This is a genomic window from Streptomyces sp. NPDC042002 (assembly GCF_055588305.1).
In genome coordinates this window covers 34,275-48,805 of the sequence record NZ_JBVJCT010000041.1, presented here as the reverse complement: position 1 = coordinate 48,805, position 14,531 = coordinate 34,275, and the positions used below count along the sequence as shown (strand labels likewise).

The following is a 14,531-nucleotide window of genomic DNA, read 5'->3' as shown; positions in this document are numbered from 1 at the left end:
CGGCCTACCTCAGTTCCGCCGCGATCTCCGCCAGCGCCTGGGTGGCCCGGCGCTGCAACCCGGGCCCGAACGTGATGCGCGTGGCCCCGAGTTCACCCAGTTCGGCCGCCGGCGTCCCGTCGAGCGGGGCGAACACGTTCACCGGCCCGCGGATGCCGGACCGCAGCAGCGGGAGCACCTCGGGCGGTGCCCCGATCGGGTACACGCAGTCCGCCCCCGCGGCGACGTACAGCGCGGCCCGCTCGACGGCCCGCCCGGGATCCCCGTCCCCGTGGATGAAGACGTCGACACGGGCGTTCACGAACAGCCGGTCCCCGGCCGCGCCCCGCACCTCGGCCAGCCAGTCGGCGTGCCGGGCCGCGTCCTTGAGGACACCGTTCGTGGAGTCCTCCAGGTTGCAGCCGACGGCGCCCGCCTCCAGCAACCGCTCCACCAGCTCCTCGGGCGCGAGCCCGTAGCCGTCCTCGACATCCGCCGACACCGGCACGTCGACGGCCCGTACGATCCGCGCGACCGCCGCGAACATCTCGTCGGCGGGCGTCTCCCCGTCCGTGTACCCGAGCGAGGCGGCCACCCCGGCGCTCGGTGTGGCGAGCGCGGGGAATCCCGCGTCCACGAACACCCGCGCGCTCGCGGCGTCCCAGGGTCCGGGCAGCACCAGCGGATCACCCGGCACCCGCCCCTGGTGCAGCGCCCTGAACGTCTCGGCCTTGTTCACCACCGTGTACTCCCCTCCAGAATGCGCCGGGCCGTCACTTGTACTGGCCCGCCCGGTAGTGGCCCGGCACCAGACGGCAGGTCACGCCGAACCGGTTCCAGGCGTTGATCACCGTGATCGCGGCGATCAGCTGGGCCAGCTCGGCCTCCTCGAACCGCCGGGCCGCCCGCTCGTACACCTCGTCCGGCACGAAACTTCCCCCAGACTCCGTCCGGGAGGTGCCCCCGGTGAGCACCGTGACGGCCTCGGTCAGCTCGATCGCCGCGAGCTCCCTCTCCGTGTAGAAGTGCCGCGACTCCTCCCACGCGCCGAGCTGCACGATCCGCTCCACGCTCTCGCCCGCCGCGAGCGCGTCCTTGGTGTGCATGTCGAGGCAGAACGCGCAGTGGTTGAGCTGCGAGGCGCGGATCTTCACCAGCTCCAGGAGCACGGGGTCCACCCCGCGCCGGGCCGCCGCGTCGAGCTTGACCATCGCCTTGTAGACGTCGGGGGCGAGCCTGGCCCAGTCCAGCCGGGGGGCGTGCTCGGGCGCGTACCGCGTGGTCCCGCCGTCGGCCGTCGCGGTGGGGGTCGTGCTGCCGGCCGTGGTACTCGTCGTGGTGGTCTGCGTGGTCGTGTCCTGCGTCGTCATGCCGTCGACCCTACGAGGGGAGTAGCCCAGGAGTATGGTCCATTTCCATGGCGAGAACATGGGCCACTCTGGGCGTCGACCTTCATGTGGAGCCGACCGGATCCGGTGTTCGCAAAGGGCTGACGGACGCGCTGCGCGAGGCGGTCCGCAGCGGCCGGCTGGCCCCCGGAACCCGCCTCCCGTCCTCCCGCTCGCTCGCCACCGACCTGGGCGTCGCCCGCAACACGGTCGCCGACGCCTACGCGGACCTCGTCGCCGAGGGCTGGCTCACCGCGCGCCAGGGCTCGGGCACGCGGGTGGCCGGGCGGAGCGTCGTACGACCGGCGCCTGAGGCCGCGCCGCGCCACCGTGAGCAGGGCCGTCCCACGTACGACCTCGTCCCCGGCACCCCCGACCTCGCGTCCTTCCCGCGCGCCGCCTGGCTCAAGGCGGCCCGCCGCGCCCTGACCCGCGCACCGCACGACGCCCTCGGCTACGGCGATCCACGCGGCCGCCCCGAACTGCGCACCGCCCTCGCGGGCTACCTCTCCCGCGCCCGGGGCGTCCGCGCCGACCCGGAGCGCATCCTGATCTGCTCCGGCTTCTCGGACGGCCTGACGCTGCTCGGCGCGGTCCTGCGCCGCCGGGGCCTGCGCTCGCTCGCCGTGGAGTCGTACGGCGAGGACGCGCACTGGAATCTCCTGCACCGGTCGGGCCTGCGCACGACCCCGCTGCCGTTCGACGAACTCGGCACCGACACAAGCGACATGACAGGTGTACGAGCCGTACTGCTCACCCCCGCACACCAGTTCCCCATGGGAGTGCCGCTGCACCCGGACCGCCGGGCCGCCGTCGTCGGCTGGGCCCGCCGCACCGGCGGGCTCGTCCTGGAGGACGACTACGACGGCGAGTTCCGCTACGACCGGCAGCCCGTCGGCGCGTTGCAGGGCCTCGACCCCGACCACGTGGTCCATCTCGGCACCGCGAGCAAGTCCCTGGCGCCCGCGCTGCGCCTCGGCTGGCTGGTTCTGCCGCCGTCCCTCGCGGACGAGGTCATCTCCCTGAAGGGGGAGGGCGGTTGGTCCACGGGAGTACTGGACCAGCTGACCCTGGCGGAGTTCGTCACCTCCGGTGCCTACGACCGCCACGTCCGCGCCGCCCGTCTGCGCTACCGGCGCCGCAGGGACGCCCTCGTCGCCGCGCTCGCCACCCGCGCCCCCGCCGTGCACGCCACCGGTATAGCCGCCGGGCTGCACGCCGTGCTCCAACTGCCGCCCGGCACCGAGCAGTCGGTCGTCCAGGCCGCCGCCTGGCAGGGCCTCGCCGTCCACGGCCTGTCCCGCCACCGCCACCCCGGTGCCCTCACCCCGCCCCGGGACGCCCTGGTCGTCGGCTACGGCACGCCACCGGATCACGCCTGGTCGGGCGCACTGGACGCGCTCTGCCGAGCGCTTCCCTGAAACACGGGCCCTTGTTCTTGAGGGCGGGAGGGCGCTTGAGAACGCCGCCGGGCGCTTGAGGGCTCTTGGCGGTTCCTGAGGCGCCCTCCGGAGGGCCCATCGCGGAGGACCGGCCCTCGCGGGACCTCTGCCCCTCGCGGGATCTCCGCCCGTCAGGCGACCTCTACGCTTTCCGCTCTTCCTCCGCCTTCGTCGGCGCGGCCGCGGACCCCGAAGCCGTCGTACCCGGCGCCTCGCCGAACCGCGCGAGCGCCAGGGCCCCCGCCACAGCCACCGCGAAACCGAGAACCGCCAGCCAGGACAGTCCCTCGCGCGTGCGGTCGCCCAGCCACACCACCCCCACGAGCGCGGGTCCGATGGTCTCCCCGATGACCAGCCCGGCGGTGGCCGTCGTCACCGAACCCCGTTCCAGGGCCGTGGTGAGCAGCAGGAACGCCGCCCCGCCACCGATCAGCAGCGCGTACGTCGCCGGATTGGCCAGCAGTCTCCCCGGATCGAGGTCCGCGATCAGCCGCACCGCGACCTCGACCACCCCGAACCCGAACCCCGCCCCGAGCCCCAGCGCGAGCGCCCGCCCCCGGTCGGGCAGCCGTCCGCCGACCAGCCCCAGGACCAGCACGGCCAAGGACGTCCCCAGCATCGCGTACTTCAAGGCCAGGGAGCCCGTGCGGTCCCCCTCCGTCCCGGACGCCAGCCCCAGCATCGCGAGCCCCGCGCACACCACCGCCACCGCGCCCCACTCGACCCGGCTCAGCCGCACATGGAGCAGCCGCGAGGCGACCACCGCGGTGACGGCCAGGCTCGCGGCGAGGGCCGCGCCGACGGCGTAGATCGGAAGCGACCGCAGCGCGATGATCTGGAGCAGGAACCCGACGCCGTCGAGGCCGAGACCCGCCAGGTAGCGCCACTGCCGCAGCGCCCGCAGCAGCAGTGCCGCCGCGCCGCCGGCCCCGCCGCCCGTCCCGTCCTTGCCCGCGGCCCGCGCGGCCATCGCCTGCAGAACCGTCGCCGTACCGAAACAGACCGAGGCACCAAGGGCGCACACCATTCCAAAGAGCACGAAGTGACTGTAGGGGACGGCGCGTCGCCGGGAGTCCTCCGGCCCGATCACCGACGAGTACGCCCGCTTCCCGCCCCAGGTGATCCTCTGGCGCCGGGTCCGGGCATGTCTCGCCGGATCCGTGCATGTCCTGCCAGGTCCAGGCGGGGCCCGCCCGTCCAGGCCGGTCCGGGCCGGTCCGGGCGAGTCCAAGCCGCCGCCCGGCATCTCCCGGCGGGTGGGCGTGTCCCGCCAAGTCCCGCCGGGTCCGGGGCAGAGCCCTGTGCCTACGCCCCCAGCACCGCCCGCAGTTGGGCCAGCCCCCAGTCCAGGTCCTCCTTGCTGATGACCAGGGGCGGGGCGATCCGGACGGTGACGCCGTGGGTGTCCTTGACGAGGACGCCCCGGTCCATCAGCTTCTCCGAGACCTCCCGGCCCGTGCCGTGCGCCGGGGCGATGTCGACGCCCGCCCACAGCCCGCGCCCGCGCACCGCGGTGACATGCCCCGAGTCCTTCAACAGACCCAGTTCATGGTGCAGATGCCCACCGAGCTCGGCCGCCCGCCGCTGGTACTCGCCCGACCGCAGCATCGCGATCACCTCCAGCGCCACCGCGCAGGCCAGCGGATTCCCGCCGAACGTCGATCCGTGCTCCCCGGGCCGGAACACCCCCAGCACCTCCGCGCTCGACACCACCGCCGACACCGGCACCACCCCGCCGCCGAGCGCCTTCCCGAGGACGTACACGTCCGGCACCACGCCCTCGTGCTCGCACGCGAACGTACGGCCGGTCCGCCCGAGACCCGACTGGATCTCGTCCGCGACGAACAGCACGTCACGCTCCAGCGTCAGCTCCCGCACCGCCGGCAGATAGCCGGCCGGCGGCACCAGCACCCCCGCCTCCCCCTGGATCGGTTCGAGCAGGACGGCCACCGTGTTCTCCGTGACCGCCGCCCGCAGCGCGGTCACGTCCCCGTACGGCACGATCTCGAACCCCGGTGTGTACGGGCCGAAGTCGGCCCGCGCCTCCGGGTCCGTCGAGAAGCTGATGACCGTCGTCGTACGCCCGTGGAAGTTGTTGCCCGCGACCACGATCTTCGCCATCTCCGCGGGGACACCCTTGACCCGGTAGCCCCACTTCCGGGCCGTCTTCACCGCGGTCTCCACCGCCTCCACGCCGGTGTTCATCGGCAGCACCATCTCCATGCCGCACAGCGACGCCAGTTCCCGGCAGAAGTCCGCGAACCGGTCGTGGTGGAACGCCCTCGACGTCAGCGTCACCCGGTCGAGCTGCGCCTTGGCCGCCTCGATCAGCCGCCGGTTGCCGTGGCCGAAATTCAGCGCCGAATAGCCGGCCAGCATGTCGAGGAAGCGGCGCCCCTCGACATCCGTCATCCAGGCTCCGTCCGCCGTCGCCACGACGACCGGCAGCGGGTGGTAGTTGTGCGCGCTGTGCGCGTCGGCCGAGGCGATGAACGCCTCCGTGGTCTCCCTGGCATCCATAGCGGTCACGGGAACTCCGTTCTCTGACGAGCGGCACGGGGCAGTGGCGCGGTCTTCCCCAGCACGCCGGACGGCGCGTTCTCCCCGGGCGCGGGCTCGTGCCGCCCGCGGGGGGATGGGCTTGTGGCCTATTTCCTATCGTCGCTCGCATGGTGGACCGGGGACCCCGGTGATCCGGCGCGCCCGGTAGGCTGACCGGCGGGGCCGTGACTGGCGCGCTGGGATGGGACCGACCATCGGGGAGCGGCACCCACGCTGTGACTTTCCGGGAACCGCCCCGGACCCCCGGCCGCGCGATCAGGCCGTACGAGGGGGCCCGGCGGTGTCCGGGCGAGAAGTCGTGGCAACCGAGTGCCGTGCGCCTGGGCCGACCCGTGAACGCTGAACGCCACGTCCGGAGGCCGTCATGCCAGAGCCCCTTTCCACCGAGTCCACCGCCTTCCGCAGCGCCCTCGACGTGATCCGGGCCGTGGAGCCCCGCGTCGCCGACGCCATCGGCCAGGAACTCGCCGACCAGCGCGACATGCTCAAACTGATCGCCTCCGAGAACTACGCCTCCCCGGCCACCCTGCTGGCCATGGGCAACTGGTTCAGCGACAAGTACGCCGAGGGCACGGTCGGCCGCCGCTTCTACGCCGGCTGCCGCAACGTGGACACCGTCGAGGCCCTCGCCGCCGAGCACGCCCGCGAACTGTTCGGCGCCGAGCACGCCTACGCCCAGCCGCACTCCGGCATCGACGCCAACCTCGTCGCCTTCTGGGCCGTCCTCGCCGCCCGCGTCGAGGTCCCGGCCCTCGCCAAGGCCGGTGTCCGCAACGTCAACGACCTCTCCGAGGCCGACTGGGCCGAACTGCGCCAGGCCTTCGGCAACCAGCGCATGCTCGGCATGTCCCTGGACGCGGGCGGCCACCTCACCCACGGCTTCCGTCCGAACATCTCAGGAAAGATGTTCGACCAGCGCTCCTACGGCACCGACCCCGCCACCGGCCTCATCGACTACGAGGCATTGCGCGCGTCCGCCCGTGAGTTCAAGCCGCTGATCCTGGTCGCCGGCTACTCCGCCTACCCCCGCCTGGTGAACTTCCGCGTCATGCGGGAGATCGCGGACGAGGTCGGCGCCACCCTCATGGTCGACATGGCGCACTTCGCCGGCCTGGTCGCGGGCAAGGTCCTCACCGGTGACTTCGACCCGGTCCCGCACGCCCAGATCGTCACCACCACCACGCACAAGTCGCTCCGCGGCCCGCGCGGCGGCATGGTCCTGTGCGACGAGACCCTCGCCGAGCAGGTCGACCGCGGCTGCCCGATGGTCCTCGGCGGCCCTCTCCCGCACGTCATGGCCGCCAAGGCCGTCGCGCTCGCCGAGGCCCGCCGTCCCGAGTTCCGCGACTACGCCCAGGCCGTCGTCGACAACTCCCGCGCCCTGGCCGAGGGTCTGATGCGGCGCGGCGCCACCCTGGTCACCGGCGGCACCGACAACCACCTCAACCTCATCGACGTCGCCTCCTCCTACGGCCTGACCGGCCGCCAGGCAGAGTCCGCCCTGCTCGACTCGGGCATCGTCACCAACCGCAACGCCATCCCCGCCGACCCCAACGGCGCCTGGTACACGTCCGGTATCCGCATCGGCACCCCCGCGCTGACCACCCGTGGTCTCGGTGCGGCCGAGATGGACGAGATCGCCGGTCTGATCGACCGGGTCCTCACCGCCGCCGAGGCCGGCACCACCGCCAAGGGCGCCCCGTCCAAGGCCCAGCACGTCCTGGACGCGAAGATCTCCGACGAGATCTCCCACCGCGCCACCGACCTGCTGGCCCCGTTCCCGCTCTACCCGGAGATCGACCTCGGCTGACGCACCGCCCCGGCGCCGGACCACACCGGCGCCGGGACCGGCCCCGGGGACCAGCCCCGGACCGGACCGATCATGGGCCGTCCGACCCGAGGCGGCTCGGGCCGGGCCGGCCGGTCACTGGACTTCGATCAGCTCCTGGCGGGGCCCCAGCAGCGGCCCGGCATTCTCACGCCGGGCCCGGACCGCCGCGTTGCAGATGAACCACGCGGCCCCGGCGCCGAGCGCCACGCCCGCCGCGAGTCCGGGCACCGCCCAGAACGCAGGGTCCACCTCCACCCTGGCGGCGGACGCGGCCGACCCGGAGCCGAAGAGCCTTCCGTCCTTCATCAACTCGTCGAACACCGAGCGCGGCGCCGGATTCCAGAGGATTTCGTCGTTCATCGAGTCCGGCGACAGATCCGACCGCACCCACGGCGTGCCGTCCACAGCGAGGTACACCTGGTCCTGGCGCTCGATGGTGACATCACCGGCGGGTGTCCGATGGGCGGTCCGCGTCCCGTCCCCGGGACCCGTGACCCCCCAGATCACCGTGGCCTGCGGTTCGGGGAGGTGGCCGTCCTTCCACCCGTCGGGCGCTTTCTGCGTTCCCGTGTACCGGGGCGACAGCAGCCGCCACAGCAGTCCGAAGTCCGGGTCCTCGTTGTGCAGGGTGGTCGTCCGTCCCGTGTCACCGGCGATGGTCAGGGCGACGTCCGGGCTGTCCACCGCCGAGAGCTCCGCAGCCTGCTCCACGCTCTCCAGGACCGCCGGTGAGACCACCGGCGCACTCGCCGCCGGGCCGGCCAGGGCGGACGGTGCCGCCGACACCACCGCCGCGGCGGTCGCCCCCAACGCCCCCACCACCGTGACCAGCTCACGAAGCCCGCGCATGGAACCCCCAACCGGCCGGCGTAGAGCCGGCCCGCACACCGTTGTGCCGATTTATGGGTGCACCGCCGGACCCGCCGGGGTTCCTCTCGACGGCGACGTCCGAGCAGTGCTCCGCCCTGCCGAATCCGGCTACCTGGCGGTTCGGCATTCTTAAACGCCCGCGACCTCGAAAGCACCCCCTCCAGCCGGAACGTCACCTCACCGTTGCACTTCCATGACAGCAAGTGCTCGAAAGCCGCTCAGGTGAGCGAAACAGTCACCGTCTGTGCCGACGAGTCGGAGGCTCGGAGGGTGCGGTTCCCGGAACCACAGGGCCGGGCCACCCGGGTCCCATCTCTTTCCGGCCAGTTCCGGAGCGGTCCCCGGCACCTGAGAGAATGGTGAACATGGCCTCTGACAGTCCTCGCGTGCTCTCCGGAATCCAGCCCACGGCAGGCTCGTTCCACCTCGGCAACTACCTCGGCGCTGTCCGTCAGTGGGTGGCGCTCCAGGAGTCCCACGACGCGTTCTACATGGTCGTCGACCTGCACGCGATCACGATTCCGCAGGACCCCGCGGACCTGCGTGCCAACACCCGGCTCGCCGCGGCGCAGCTGCTCGCCGCCGGTCTCGACCCGGAGCGGTGCACGCTCTTCGTCCAGAGCCATGTCCCCGAGCACGCGCAGCTCGCCTGGATCATGAACTGCCTCACCGGTTTCGGCGAGGCCTCCCGCATGACGCAGTTCAAGGACAAGTCCGCCAGGCAGGGCGCCGACCGCGCGAGCGTCGGCCTCTTCACGTACCCGGTCCTCCAGGTGGCGGACATCCTGCTGTACCAGGCCAACGAGGTCCCGGTCGGTGAGGACCAGCGCCAGCACATCGAGCTCACGCGCGACCTCGCGGAGCGTTTCAACGGCCGCTTCGGCGAGACGTTCAGGATCCCCAAGCCGTACATCCTCAAGGAGACGGCGAAGATCTTCGATCTCCAGGACCCGTCGATCAAGATGAGCAAGTCGGCGTCGACGCCGAAGGGCCTCATCAATCTGCTCGACGATCCGAAGGCGACCGCTAAGAAGGTCAAGAGCGCGGTCACCGACACGGACACCGTCATCAGGTATGACACGGTGGCCAAGCCGGGTATCAGCAACCTGTTGACCATCTACTCGACGCTCACCGGGACCGGAATCGGGGAACTGGAGCAGAGGTACACGGGCAAGGGCTACGGCGCGCTGAAAACGGACCTCGCCGAGGTCATGGTCGACTTCGTGACGCCGTTCCGGGAGCGCACCCAGCAGTATCTGGACGACCCGGAGACACTCGACTCGATCCTGGCCAAGGGCGCCGAGAAGGCGCGCGCCGTCGCCGCGGAGACGCTTGCCCAGGCGTACGACAGGGTCGGATTCCTGCCCGCCAAGCACTGACGGCCGAGGCGGCCGCCCGGATGCGCGGCCCTGCCCCGGCCGTACGGCGGCGGCACGGCCCCTACCACAGCACCTTCGGCAGTCAGTACGAGACGAGCGCGACACTCGTGCGGCGGCCGATTGCGGGTCATACCGCCGTACAGTCGAAAGCCGGGCAGGGCGGGCAACCGCCTCCGCCCGCGCGGCAGCACCGAACAGTCCTGACCATCGACAACGACAGGAGACGACGTGGGGACCGTAACGATCGGCGTGTCGATCTCGGTCCCGGAGCCTCACGGCAGCCTGCTCCAGGAGCGGCGCGCGGGCTTCGGCGACCCCGCGGCTTCCGGCATTCCCACCCACGTCACCCTGCTGCCGCCCACCGAGGTCGAGGACTCGGCGCTGCCCGCGATCGAGGCGCACCTCGTCGAGGTCGCGGCCGCCGGGCGCCCGTTCCCGATGCGGCTGTCCGGCACGGGCACCTTCCGCCCCCTCTCGCCGGTCGTCTACGTACGGGTGGCCGACGGCGCGGAGGCCTGCACCTGGCTGCAGAAGCAGGTCCGGGACGCCTCGGGACCCGTCGCCCGCGAGCTGCAGTTCCCGTACCACCCGCACGTCACCGTGGCGCACGGCATCGACGACGAGGCGATGGACCACGCCTTCGAGGCGCTCTCCGGGTACGAGGCCGGGTGGCCCTGCACCGGATTCGCCCTCTACGAACAGGGCGCCGACGGCGTGTGGCGCAAGCTCCGCGAGTTCGTCTTCGGCGGCGCCGTGGTGCCCCTGCAGGCGTCCGCGCCCGAGCGGGACACCACGCTCCCGGCGCTCTAGGAACACCGTCGGCGCTCCGGGACGACCGGCCCGTACGCTCCGGGACACGTTCTTCGTGGTCCCGGTCCGCATGGGCACAGTCCGTCGGCGGAGCCTCAGATCGGCAGCCGCCGGAACACCGCTCGTGGCGTGTGCCGCAGCGCCGACATGACCATCCTGAGGGCCCCCGGCACCCACACCGTCTCGGAGCGGCGCCGCAGTCCCAGCTCGATCGCCGCGGCCACCGCCTCCGGAGTGGTCGACAGCGGCACCTCCTCCAGGCCGGCCGTCATCCGCGTACGGACGAACCCGGGGCGTACGACCATGACGTGCGCGCCCGTGCCGTACAGGGCGTCGCCGAGGCCCTGCGCGAAGGCGTCCAGGCCCGCCTTGCTGGAGCCGTAGATGAAGTTCGAGCGGCGGGCGCGTTCGCCCGCGACCGAGGACAGCACCACCAGGGAACCGTGCCCCTGTGTCTGTAGCGCCCGCGCGCACACCAGGCCGGACGACACCGCGCCCGTGTAGTTGGTCTGCGCCACCCGCACCGCCAGGGCCGGTTCCTTCTCGTCCAGCGCCTGGTCGCCGAGCAGCCCGAAGGCCATCAGCACCATGTCGATGTCCCCCTCGGCGAAGACCTTGCCGAGCACGGCCTCGTGGGACTCGGGATCGAGGGCGTCGAAGGCGACGGTACGGGCGTCCGCGCCGAGCCGGCGCAGCTGTTCGGCGGCCCCCTCCAGGGCGGGCGTCGGCCGTCCGGCGAGCCACACCGTGCGGGTGCGCCGGGTGATCAGCCGGTGCGCGGTGGCCAGCGCGATCTCGGAGGTGCCGCCGAGGATCAGCAGGGACTGGGGGATACCGAAGGCGTCCTTCATGACAGCTCCTAGAGACGAGGGAACGAAGACGGGCGGCCGGGAGGGGGCGCTCTACAGGGCGAGGCGGCGGGACAGGTCCGAGGTGAAGACCCCCCGTGGGTCCAACTCCTCCCGCAGGGACCGGAACACGCCGAGCCGCGGATACATCGCGGCCAGCAGCTCGGGCCGCAGCCGCGCGTCCTTGGCGAGGTACACGCGTCCCCCGGCGCCCGCCACCTCCTCGTCCAGCTCGTCGAGGAAGACGCCGAGCTCCGGCAGGTTCGCCGGGATGTCCAGGGCCAGGGTCCAGCCGGGCATGGGGAAGGACAGCCAGCCCGGATCGCCCTCTCCGAAGCGCTTCAGGACGGCGAGGAAGGACGGGCAACGGCGCTCGGAGATCCGCCGCACGATCCGGCGCAGGGTCTCCTCCCGCCCGTGTCCGACGACGAACTGGTACTGGACGAAGCCACCTCGCCCGTAGACGCGGTTCCAGTGCGGCACCCCGTCGAGGGGATGGAAGAAGGCGGGGATCCGCTGGAGTTCACCGGTCCGCGCGCGGGGCGCCTTGCGGTACCAGAGCTCATTGAAGAGGCCCACCGTCGTCCTGCCGAGGAGTCCTTCCGGTACGAAGGCGGGTGCGGCCGGCAGGTGCGCGGGGCGGAACGCCAGCGGGCGTCTGCGCGCGCGTGCGGGCAGCGAGTCCAGCGGCGCGTGATCACCGCGGGTCAGGACCGAGCGCCCCATCCGTGCCCCGCGCGCGAGGAGGTCGATCCAGGCGACCGAGTAGCGGTACCGGTGGTCGGTGGCGGTGAGGCGGGCCATCAGGTCGTCCAGGTCCACCGCGCGTTCGGTGTCGACGGACATCAGGGCGGTCTCCACCGGCTGGAGGCGGACGGTCGCCGTGAGGATCACACCGGTCAGGCCCATGCCGCCCGCCGTGGCGTCGAACAGGGGGGTGCCGCGCCCGACCGTCCGGATCTCTCCGTCCGCGGTGAGCAGTTCGAGGGACGGGACGTGCCGGGCGAACGAGCCCGACCCGTGGTGGTTCTTGCCGTGGATGTCCGCGCCGACCGCGCCGCCCACGGTCACATAGCGGGTCCCCGGTGTCACCGGCACGAACCAGCCGAGGGGGAGCAGGACCTCCATGAGCCGGTGCAGGGACACCCCCGCGTCGCACCGGACCGTGCCGGCGTCCACGTCGATGGCGTGGATCCGGTCCAGGCCCGTCATGTCGAGCACCGCCCCGCCCGCGTTCTGCGCGGCGTCGCCGTACGCCCGCCCGAGGCCCCGGGCGATCCCTCCGCGCGCCCCGCACTCCCGGACGGCCGCCGCGGCCTCCTCGTAGGTGCGCGGGCGGACCAGACGGGCGGTGGCCGGGGCGGTGCGGCCCCAACCCGTGACGCGGACGGTGTCGGCAGGCATGACCGTGACCGTAGCGCCGCCAGAGGTGCACAACGGGGCAATCTGCCCGGCCCTCACGGCTCCTCACCGAAATGGGTGATTAATGGGATGTCGTCCAAGATTGCCGTAATTCTGCGACCACTCCCTAGAAGAGTGAGATCACATGGACGAACTTGACGACCGTGACGAGATGGATCGGCGGCTTGACGACCATGGCCACCGTGGTGACCTGGGTGAACGGCCTGAAGGCCACGGCCACCGGGGCGGCGGTATGGACCAGCGACGCGACGGCCCCGGCCACCGCGACGGCATGGACCAATGGAATGACGGCCATGACGATCACGACGGCATGGACCGGCGGCGTGCGGACATTGACCGGTGGCGTGACGGCATGGACGAGCGGCGTGACCGTATGGACCGCCGCCTTCATGACATGGACCGTCGGCTGCTGTCCGCGTTCCACGCGTACGGCGGGGACCCGCGCGTCGCGGCCGTCGCGCGCGCCCTGTCCGGGAGCGGGGAGCACGGCGCCCTGTGGCTCACCGCGGGCCTCGCGGGAGCGGTCGCCGACCGCGAGCGGCGCGGCGCGTGGTTGCGCGCCACGGCGCTCACCGCCACCGCGCACCTCGCGAGCATGGGGATGAAGCGGATCGTGCGCCGCCCGCGCCCCCCGCACGTCGAGCCCCGGACGCGCACGGCCGGACGGCACTCCTTCCCCAGCTCGCACGCCACCTCCGCCGCCGCCGCGGCGGTCGCCTACGGCGCGCTCGGCGCCTACGCCGTCCCGCCGCTCGCCGCCGCGATGTGCCTCTCGCGGCTCGTCGTCGGCGTCCACTACCCCACGGATGTCGCCGCCGGCGTGGCCCTGGGCGCCGCGGTGGCGGGACTGGGTGCCCGTTGGGTCGGGGCAGGCCATGGCTGAGCGCACGGCGCTTCTGGAGCGCACCCCGGCCGTCGCCCCGCCGCCGAGGAGCCTGACCGGGCTTCTCCGGGGTCTCGTCAGGACCACGCGTCCCCGCCAATGGGTGAAGAACGTGCTCGTCGTGGCCGCCCCGGCCGCCGCCGGCCGGCTCTTCTCGCAGCACGCGCTCGGCCAACTCGCCCTGGTGTTCGCCCTGTTCACCGCCTGCGCCGCCGCCGTCTACCTGATCAACGACGCCCGGGACGCCGTCGCCGACCGTGCCCACCCGGTGAAGCGCCACCGCCCGGTCGCCGCGGGCCAGGTCCCCGTCCCGGCCGCGTACGCCGTCGGAGGCGCCCTCGGGGTCCTCGCGCCCGCCCTCGCCGCCTGGTTCTGCTCACCGGCCGTCTGCGCGCTGCTGATCGCGTACATCGGCATGCAGCTGGCGTACTGCGTCAGCCTGAAGCACGTGCTCGTCGTGGACCTCGTCGTCGTCACGACCGGGTTCCTGATGCGGGCGATGGTCGGCGGCCTGGCCCTCGGCATCCCGCTCTCGCGCTGGTTCCTCATCACCACCGGCTTCGGGGCGCTGTTCATGGTCTCGGCGAAGCGTTACTCCGAAGCCGTGCAGATGGCGGGCAAGGCGGGCGCCACGCGCTCGCTGCTCACCGAGTACACGACCGGCTATCTGCGCTTCGTCTGGCAGCTGGCCGCCGGGGTCTCCGTCCTCGGCTACTGCCTGTGGGCGCTGGAGAAGGGCGGAGTGCCGAGCACCGGCATGCTGCCGTGGCGTCAGCTGTCCATGGTCGCCTTCATCCTGGCCGTCCTGCGCTACGCCGTCTTCGCCGACCGGGGTACGGCGGGCGAGCCGGAGGACGTGGTCCTGCGCGACCGTCCGCTCGCCCTCATCGGCCTGGTGTGGCTGGCGATGTACGGGCTCGCGGTGGCGAACTGGTGAGCGTCACCGGGGACCGGCCCGGCTCCGGGCTCCCCGTCGCCCGTGGGGGGGGGGGGGGGGGGGGCACCCCCCCCTCCCCCCCCCCCGCTGTGGCGGAATCGGCGGTGGTGCCCAAGGACGTTTGTCAGGAAGTGGTGACGGGCCCAAGGGGGGGCCGCCCGGTCCCAAGGGGGCGCCGCC

14 protein-coding genes are annotated in these 14,531 nt (G+C 72.7%); 6 read left to right on the top strand and 8 right to left on the bottom strand.

The genetic code is table 11. The features are described 5' to 3' along the window. Window positions 1–4 precede the first annotated feature (4 nt). The gene (locus ACZ6KY_RS35995; RefSeq protein WP_469314480.1) at window positions 5–718 is read right to left on the bottom strand and encodes an isocitrate lyase/PEP mutase family protein; all 714 of its coding nucleotides are present in this window, start codon (window positions 716–718) and stop codon (window positions 5–7) included. A 34-nt stretch (window positions 719–752) separates the two neighbouring features. Continuing rightward, window positions 753–1,349 (bottom strand): carboxymuconolactone decarboxylase family protein, encoded by a 597-nt coding sequence (locus ACZ6KY_RS35990; RefSeq protein WP_469314458.1) that lies wholly within the window; start codon window positions 1,347–1,349, stop codon window positions 753–755. A gap of 47 nt (window positions 1,350–1,396) precedes the next feature. On the opposite strand from ACZ6KY_RS35990, the gene pdxR reads away from it, so the two are divergent. Continuing rightward, window positions 1,397–2,788 carry a MocR-like pyridoxine biosynthesis transcription factor PdxR gene (gene pdxR / locus ACZ6KY_RS35985; protein WP_469314457.1) on the top strand — a complete coding sequence of 464 codons (1,392 nt, stop codon included), beginning with the start codon at window positions 1,397–1,399 and terminating at the stop codon, window positions 2,786–2,788. Window positions 2,789–2,951: 163 nt separating this feature from the next. On the opposite strand, the gene ACZ6KY_RS35980 is transcribed toward pdxR, so the two are convergent. Both ACZ6KY_RS35980 and rocD read right to left on the bottom strand, forming a co-directional pair. Continuing rightward, on the bottom strand, window positions 2,952–3,836 hold the full coding sequence (locus ACZ6KY_RS35980; RefSeq protein ID WP_469314479.1) for a hypothetical protein: 885 nt from the start codon (window positions 3,834–3,836) through the stop codon (window positions 2,952–2,954). A 278-nt stretch (window positions 3,837–4,114) separates the two neighbouring features. Next, complete coding sequence (rocD, locus tag ACZ6KY_RS35975; RefSeq protein ID WP_469314478.1) at window positions 4,115–5,329, bottom strand: ornithine--oxo-acid transaminase; 1,215 nt, start codon at window positions 5,327–5,329, stop codon at window positions 4,115–4,117. Between the two features lie 406 nt (window positions 5,330–5,735). Here rocD and ACZ6KY_RS35970 point away from each other — a divergent pair, with 406 nt between their 5' ends. After that, a complete protein-coding gene (locus ACZ6KY_RS35970; protein ID WP_469314456.1) occupies window positions 5,736–7,181 on the top strand; it encodes a glycine hydroxymethyltransferase in 1,446 nt (481 codons plus the stop codon). Between the two features lie 114 nt (window positions 7,182–7,295). Here ACZ6KY_RS35970 and ACZ6KY_RS35965 read toward each other — a convergent pair whose 3' ends face one another. After that, complete coding sequence (locus tag ACZ6KY_RS35965; protein WP_469314455.1) at window positions 7,296–8,051, bottom strand: hypothetical protein; 756 nt, start codon at window positions 8,049–8,051, stop codon at window positions 7,296–7,298. Between the two features lie 386 nt (window positions 8,052–8,437). Here ACZ6KY_RS35965 and trpS point away from each other — a divergent pair, with 386 nt between their 5' ends. Together trpS and ACZ6KY_RS35955 are read left to right on the top strand one after the other, a co-directional pair. Next, a complete protein-coding gene (gene trpS / locus ACZ6KY_RS35960) occupies window positions 8,438–9,451 on the top strand; it encodes a tryptophan--tRNA ligase (protein ID WP_469314454.1) in 1,014 nt (337 codons plus the stop codon). Window positions 9,452–9,679: 228 nt separating this feature from the next. Beyond that, on the top strand, window positions 9,680–10,261 hold the full coding sequence (locus ACZ6KY_RS35955; protein ID WP_469314453.1) for a 2'-5' RNA ligase family protein: 582 nt from the start codon (window positions 9,680–9,682) through the stop codon (window positions 10,259–10,261). 95 nt (window positions 10,262–10,356) lie between these two features. On the opposite strand, the gene ACZ6KY_RS35950 is transcribed toward ACZ6KY_RS35955, so the two are convergent. The 3 genes from ACZ6KY_RS35950 to ACZ6KY_RS35940 form a co-directional block, all read right to left on the bottom strand. Beyond that, window positions 10,357–11,112 (bottom strand): decaprenylphospho-beta-D-erythro-pentofuranosid-2-ulose 2-reductase, encoded by a 756-nt coding sequence (locus tag ACZ6KY_RS35950; protein WP_469314452.1) that lies wholly within the window; start codon window positions 11,110–11,112, stop codon window positions 10,357–10,359. 51 nt (window positions 11,113–11,163) lie between these two features. Next, window positions 11,164–12,513 (bottom strand): FAD-binding protein, encoded by a 1,350-nt coding sequence (locus ACZ6KY_RS35945; RefSeq protein ID WP_469314451.1) that lies wholly within the window; start codon window positions 12,511–12,513, stop codon window positions 11,164–11,166. A gap of 124 nt (window positions 12,514–12,637) precedes the next feature. After that, a complete protein-coding gene (locus ACZ6KY_RS35940) occupies window positions 12,638–12,922 on the bottom strand; it encodes a hypothetical protein (protein ID WP_469314450.1) in 285 nt (94 codons plus the stop codon). A 3-nt stretch (window positions 12,923–12,925) separates the two neighbouring features. Here ACZ6KY_RS35940 and ACZ6KY_RS35935 point away from each other — a divergent pair, with 3 nt between their 5' ends. Then, complete coding sequence (locus tag ACZ6KY_RS35935) at window positions 12,926–13,414, top strand: phosphatase PAP2 family protein (RefSeq protein ID WP_469314449.1); 489 nt, start codon at window positions 12,926–12,928, stop codon at window positions 13,412–13,414. Beyond that, window positions 13,407–14,351 carry a decaprenyl-phosphate phosphoribosyltransferase gene (locus ACZ6KY_RS35930; RefSeq protein WP_469314448.1) on the top strand — a complete coding sequence of 315 codons (945 nt, stop codon included), beginning with the start codon at window positions 13,407–13,409 and terminating at the stop codon, window positions 14,349–14,351. The genes ACZ6KY_RS35935 and ACZ6KY_RS35930 overlap by 8 nt, the downstream gene beginning before the upstream one ends. Window positions 14,352–14,531: the final 180 nt, after the last annotated feature.

Coding starts and splice junctions, on each gene's coding strand:
- ACZ6KY_RS35965 (WP_469314455.1), bottom strand. CDS start 8,051: ATGCGCGGGCTTCGTGAGCTGGTCACGGTGGTGGGGGCGTTGGGGGCG.
- ACZ6KY_RS35940 (WP_469314450.1), bottom strand. CDS start 12,922: ATGAAGGCGGCGGTCCATACGGTCACGCCGCTCGTCCATGCCGTCACG.
- rocD (WP_469314478.1), bottom strand. CDS start 5,329: ATGGATGCCAGGGAGACCACGGAGGCGTTCATCGCCTCGGCCGACGCG.
- pdxR (WP_469314457.1), top strand. CDS start 1,397: ATGGCGAGAACATGGGCCACTCTGGGCGTCGACCTTCATGTGGAGCCG.
- ACZ6KY_RS35930 (WP_469314448.1), top strand. CDS start 13,407: ATGGCTGAGCGCACGGCGCTTCTGGAGCGCACCCCGGCCGTCGCCCCG.
- ACZ6KY_RS35980 (WP_469314479.1), bottom strand. CDS start 3,836: ATGGTGTGCGCCCTTGGTGCCTCGGTCTGTTTCGGTACGGCGACGGTT.
- ACZ6KY_RS35945 (WP_469314451.1), bottom strand. CDS start 12,513: ATGCCTGCCGACACCGTCCGCGTCACGGGTTGGGGCCGCACCGCCCCG.
- ACZ6KY_RS35970 (WP_469314456.1), top strand. CDS start 5,736: ATGCCAGAGCCCCTTTCCACCGAGTCCACCGCCTTCCGCAGCGCCCTC.
- trpS (WP_469314454.1), top strand. CDS start 8,438: ATGGCCTCTGACAGTCCTCGCGTGCTCTCCGGAATCCAGCCCACGGCA.
- ACZ6KY_RS35990 (WP_469314458.1), bottom strand. CDS start 1,349: ATGACGACGCAGGACACGACCACGCAGACCACCACGACGAGTACCACG.
- ACZ6KY_RS35950 (WP_469314452.1), bottom strand. CDS start 11,112: ATGAAGGACGCCTTCGGTATCCCCCAGTCCCTGCTGATCCTCGGCGGC.
- ACZ6KY_RS35935 (WP_469314449.1), top strand. CDS start 12,926: ATGGACCGTCGGCTGCTGTCCGCGTTCCACGCGTACGGCGGGGACCCG.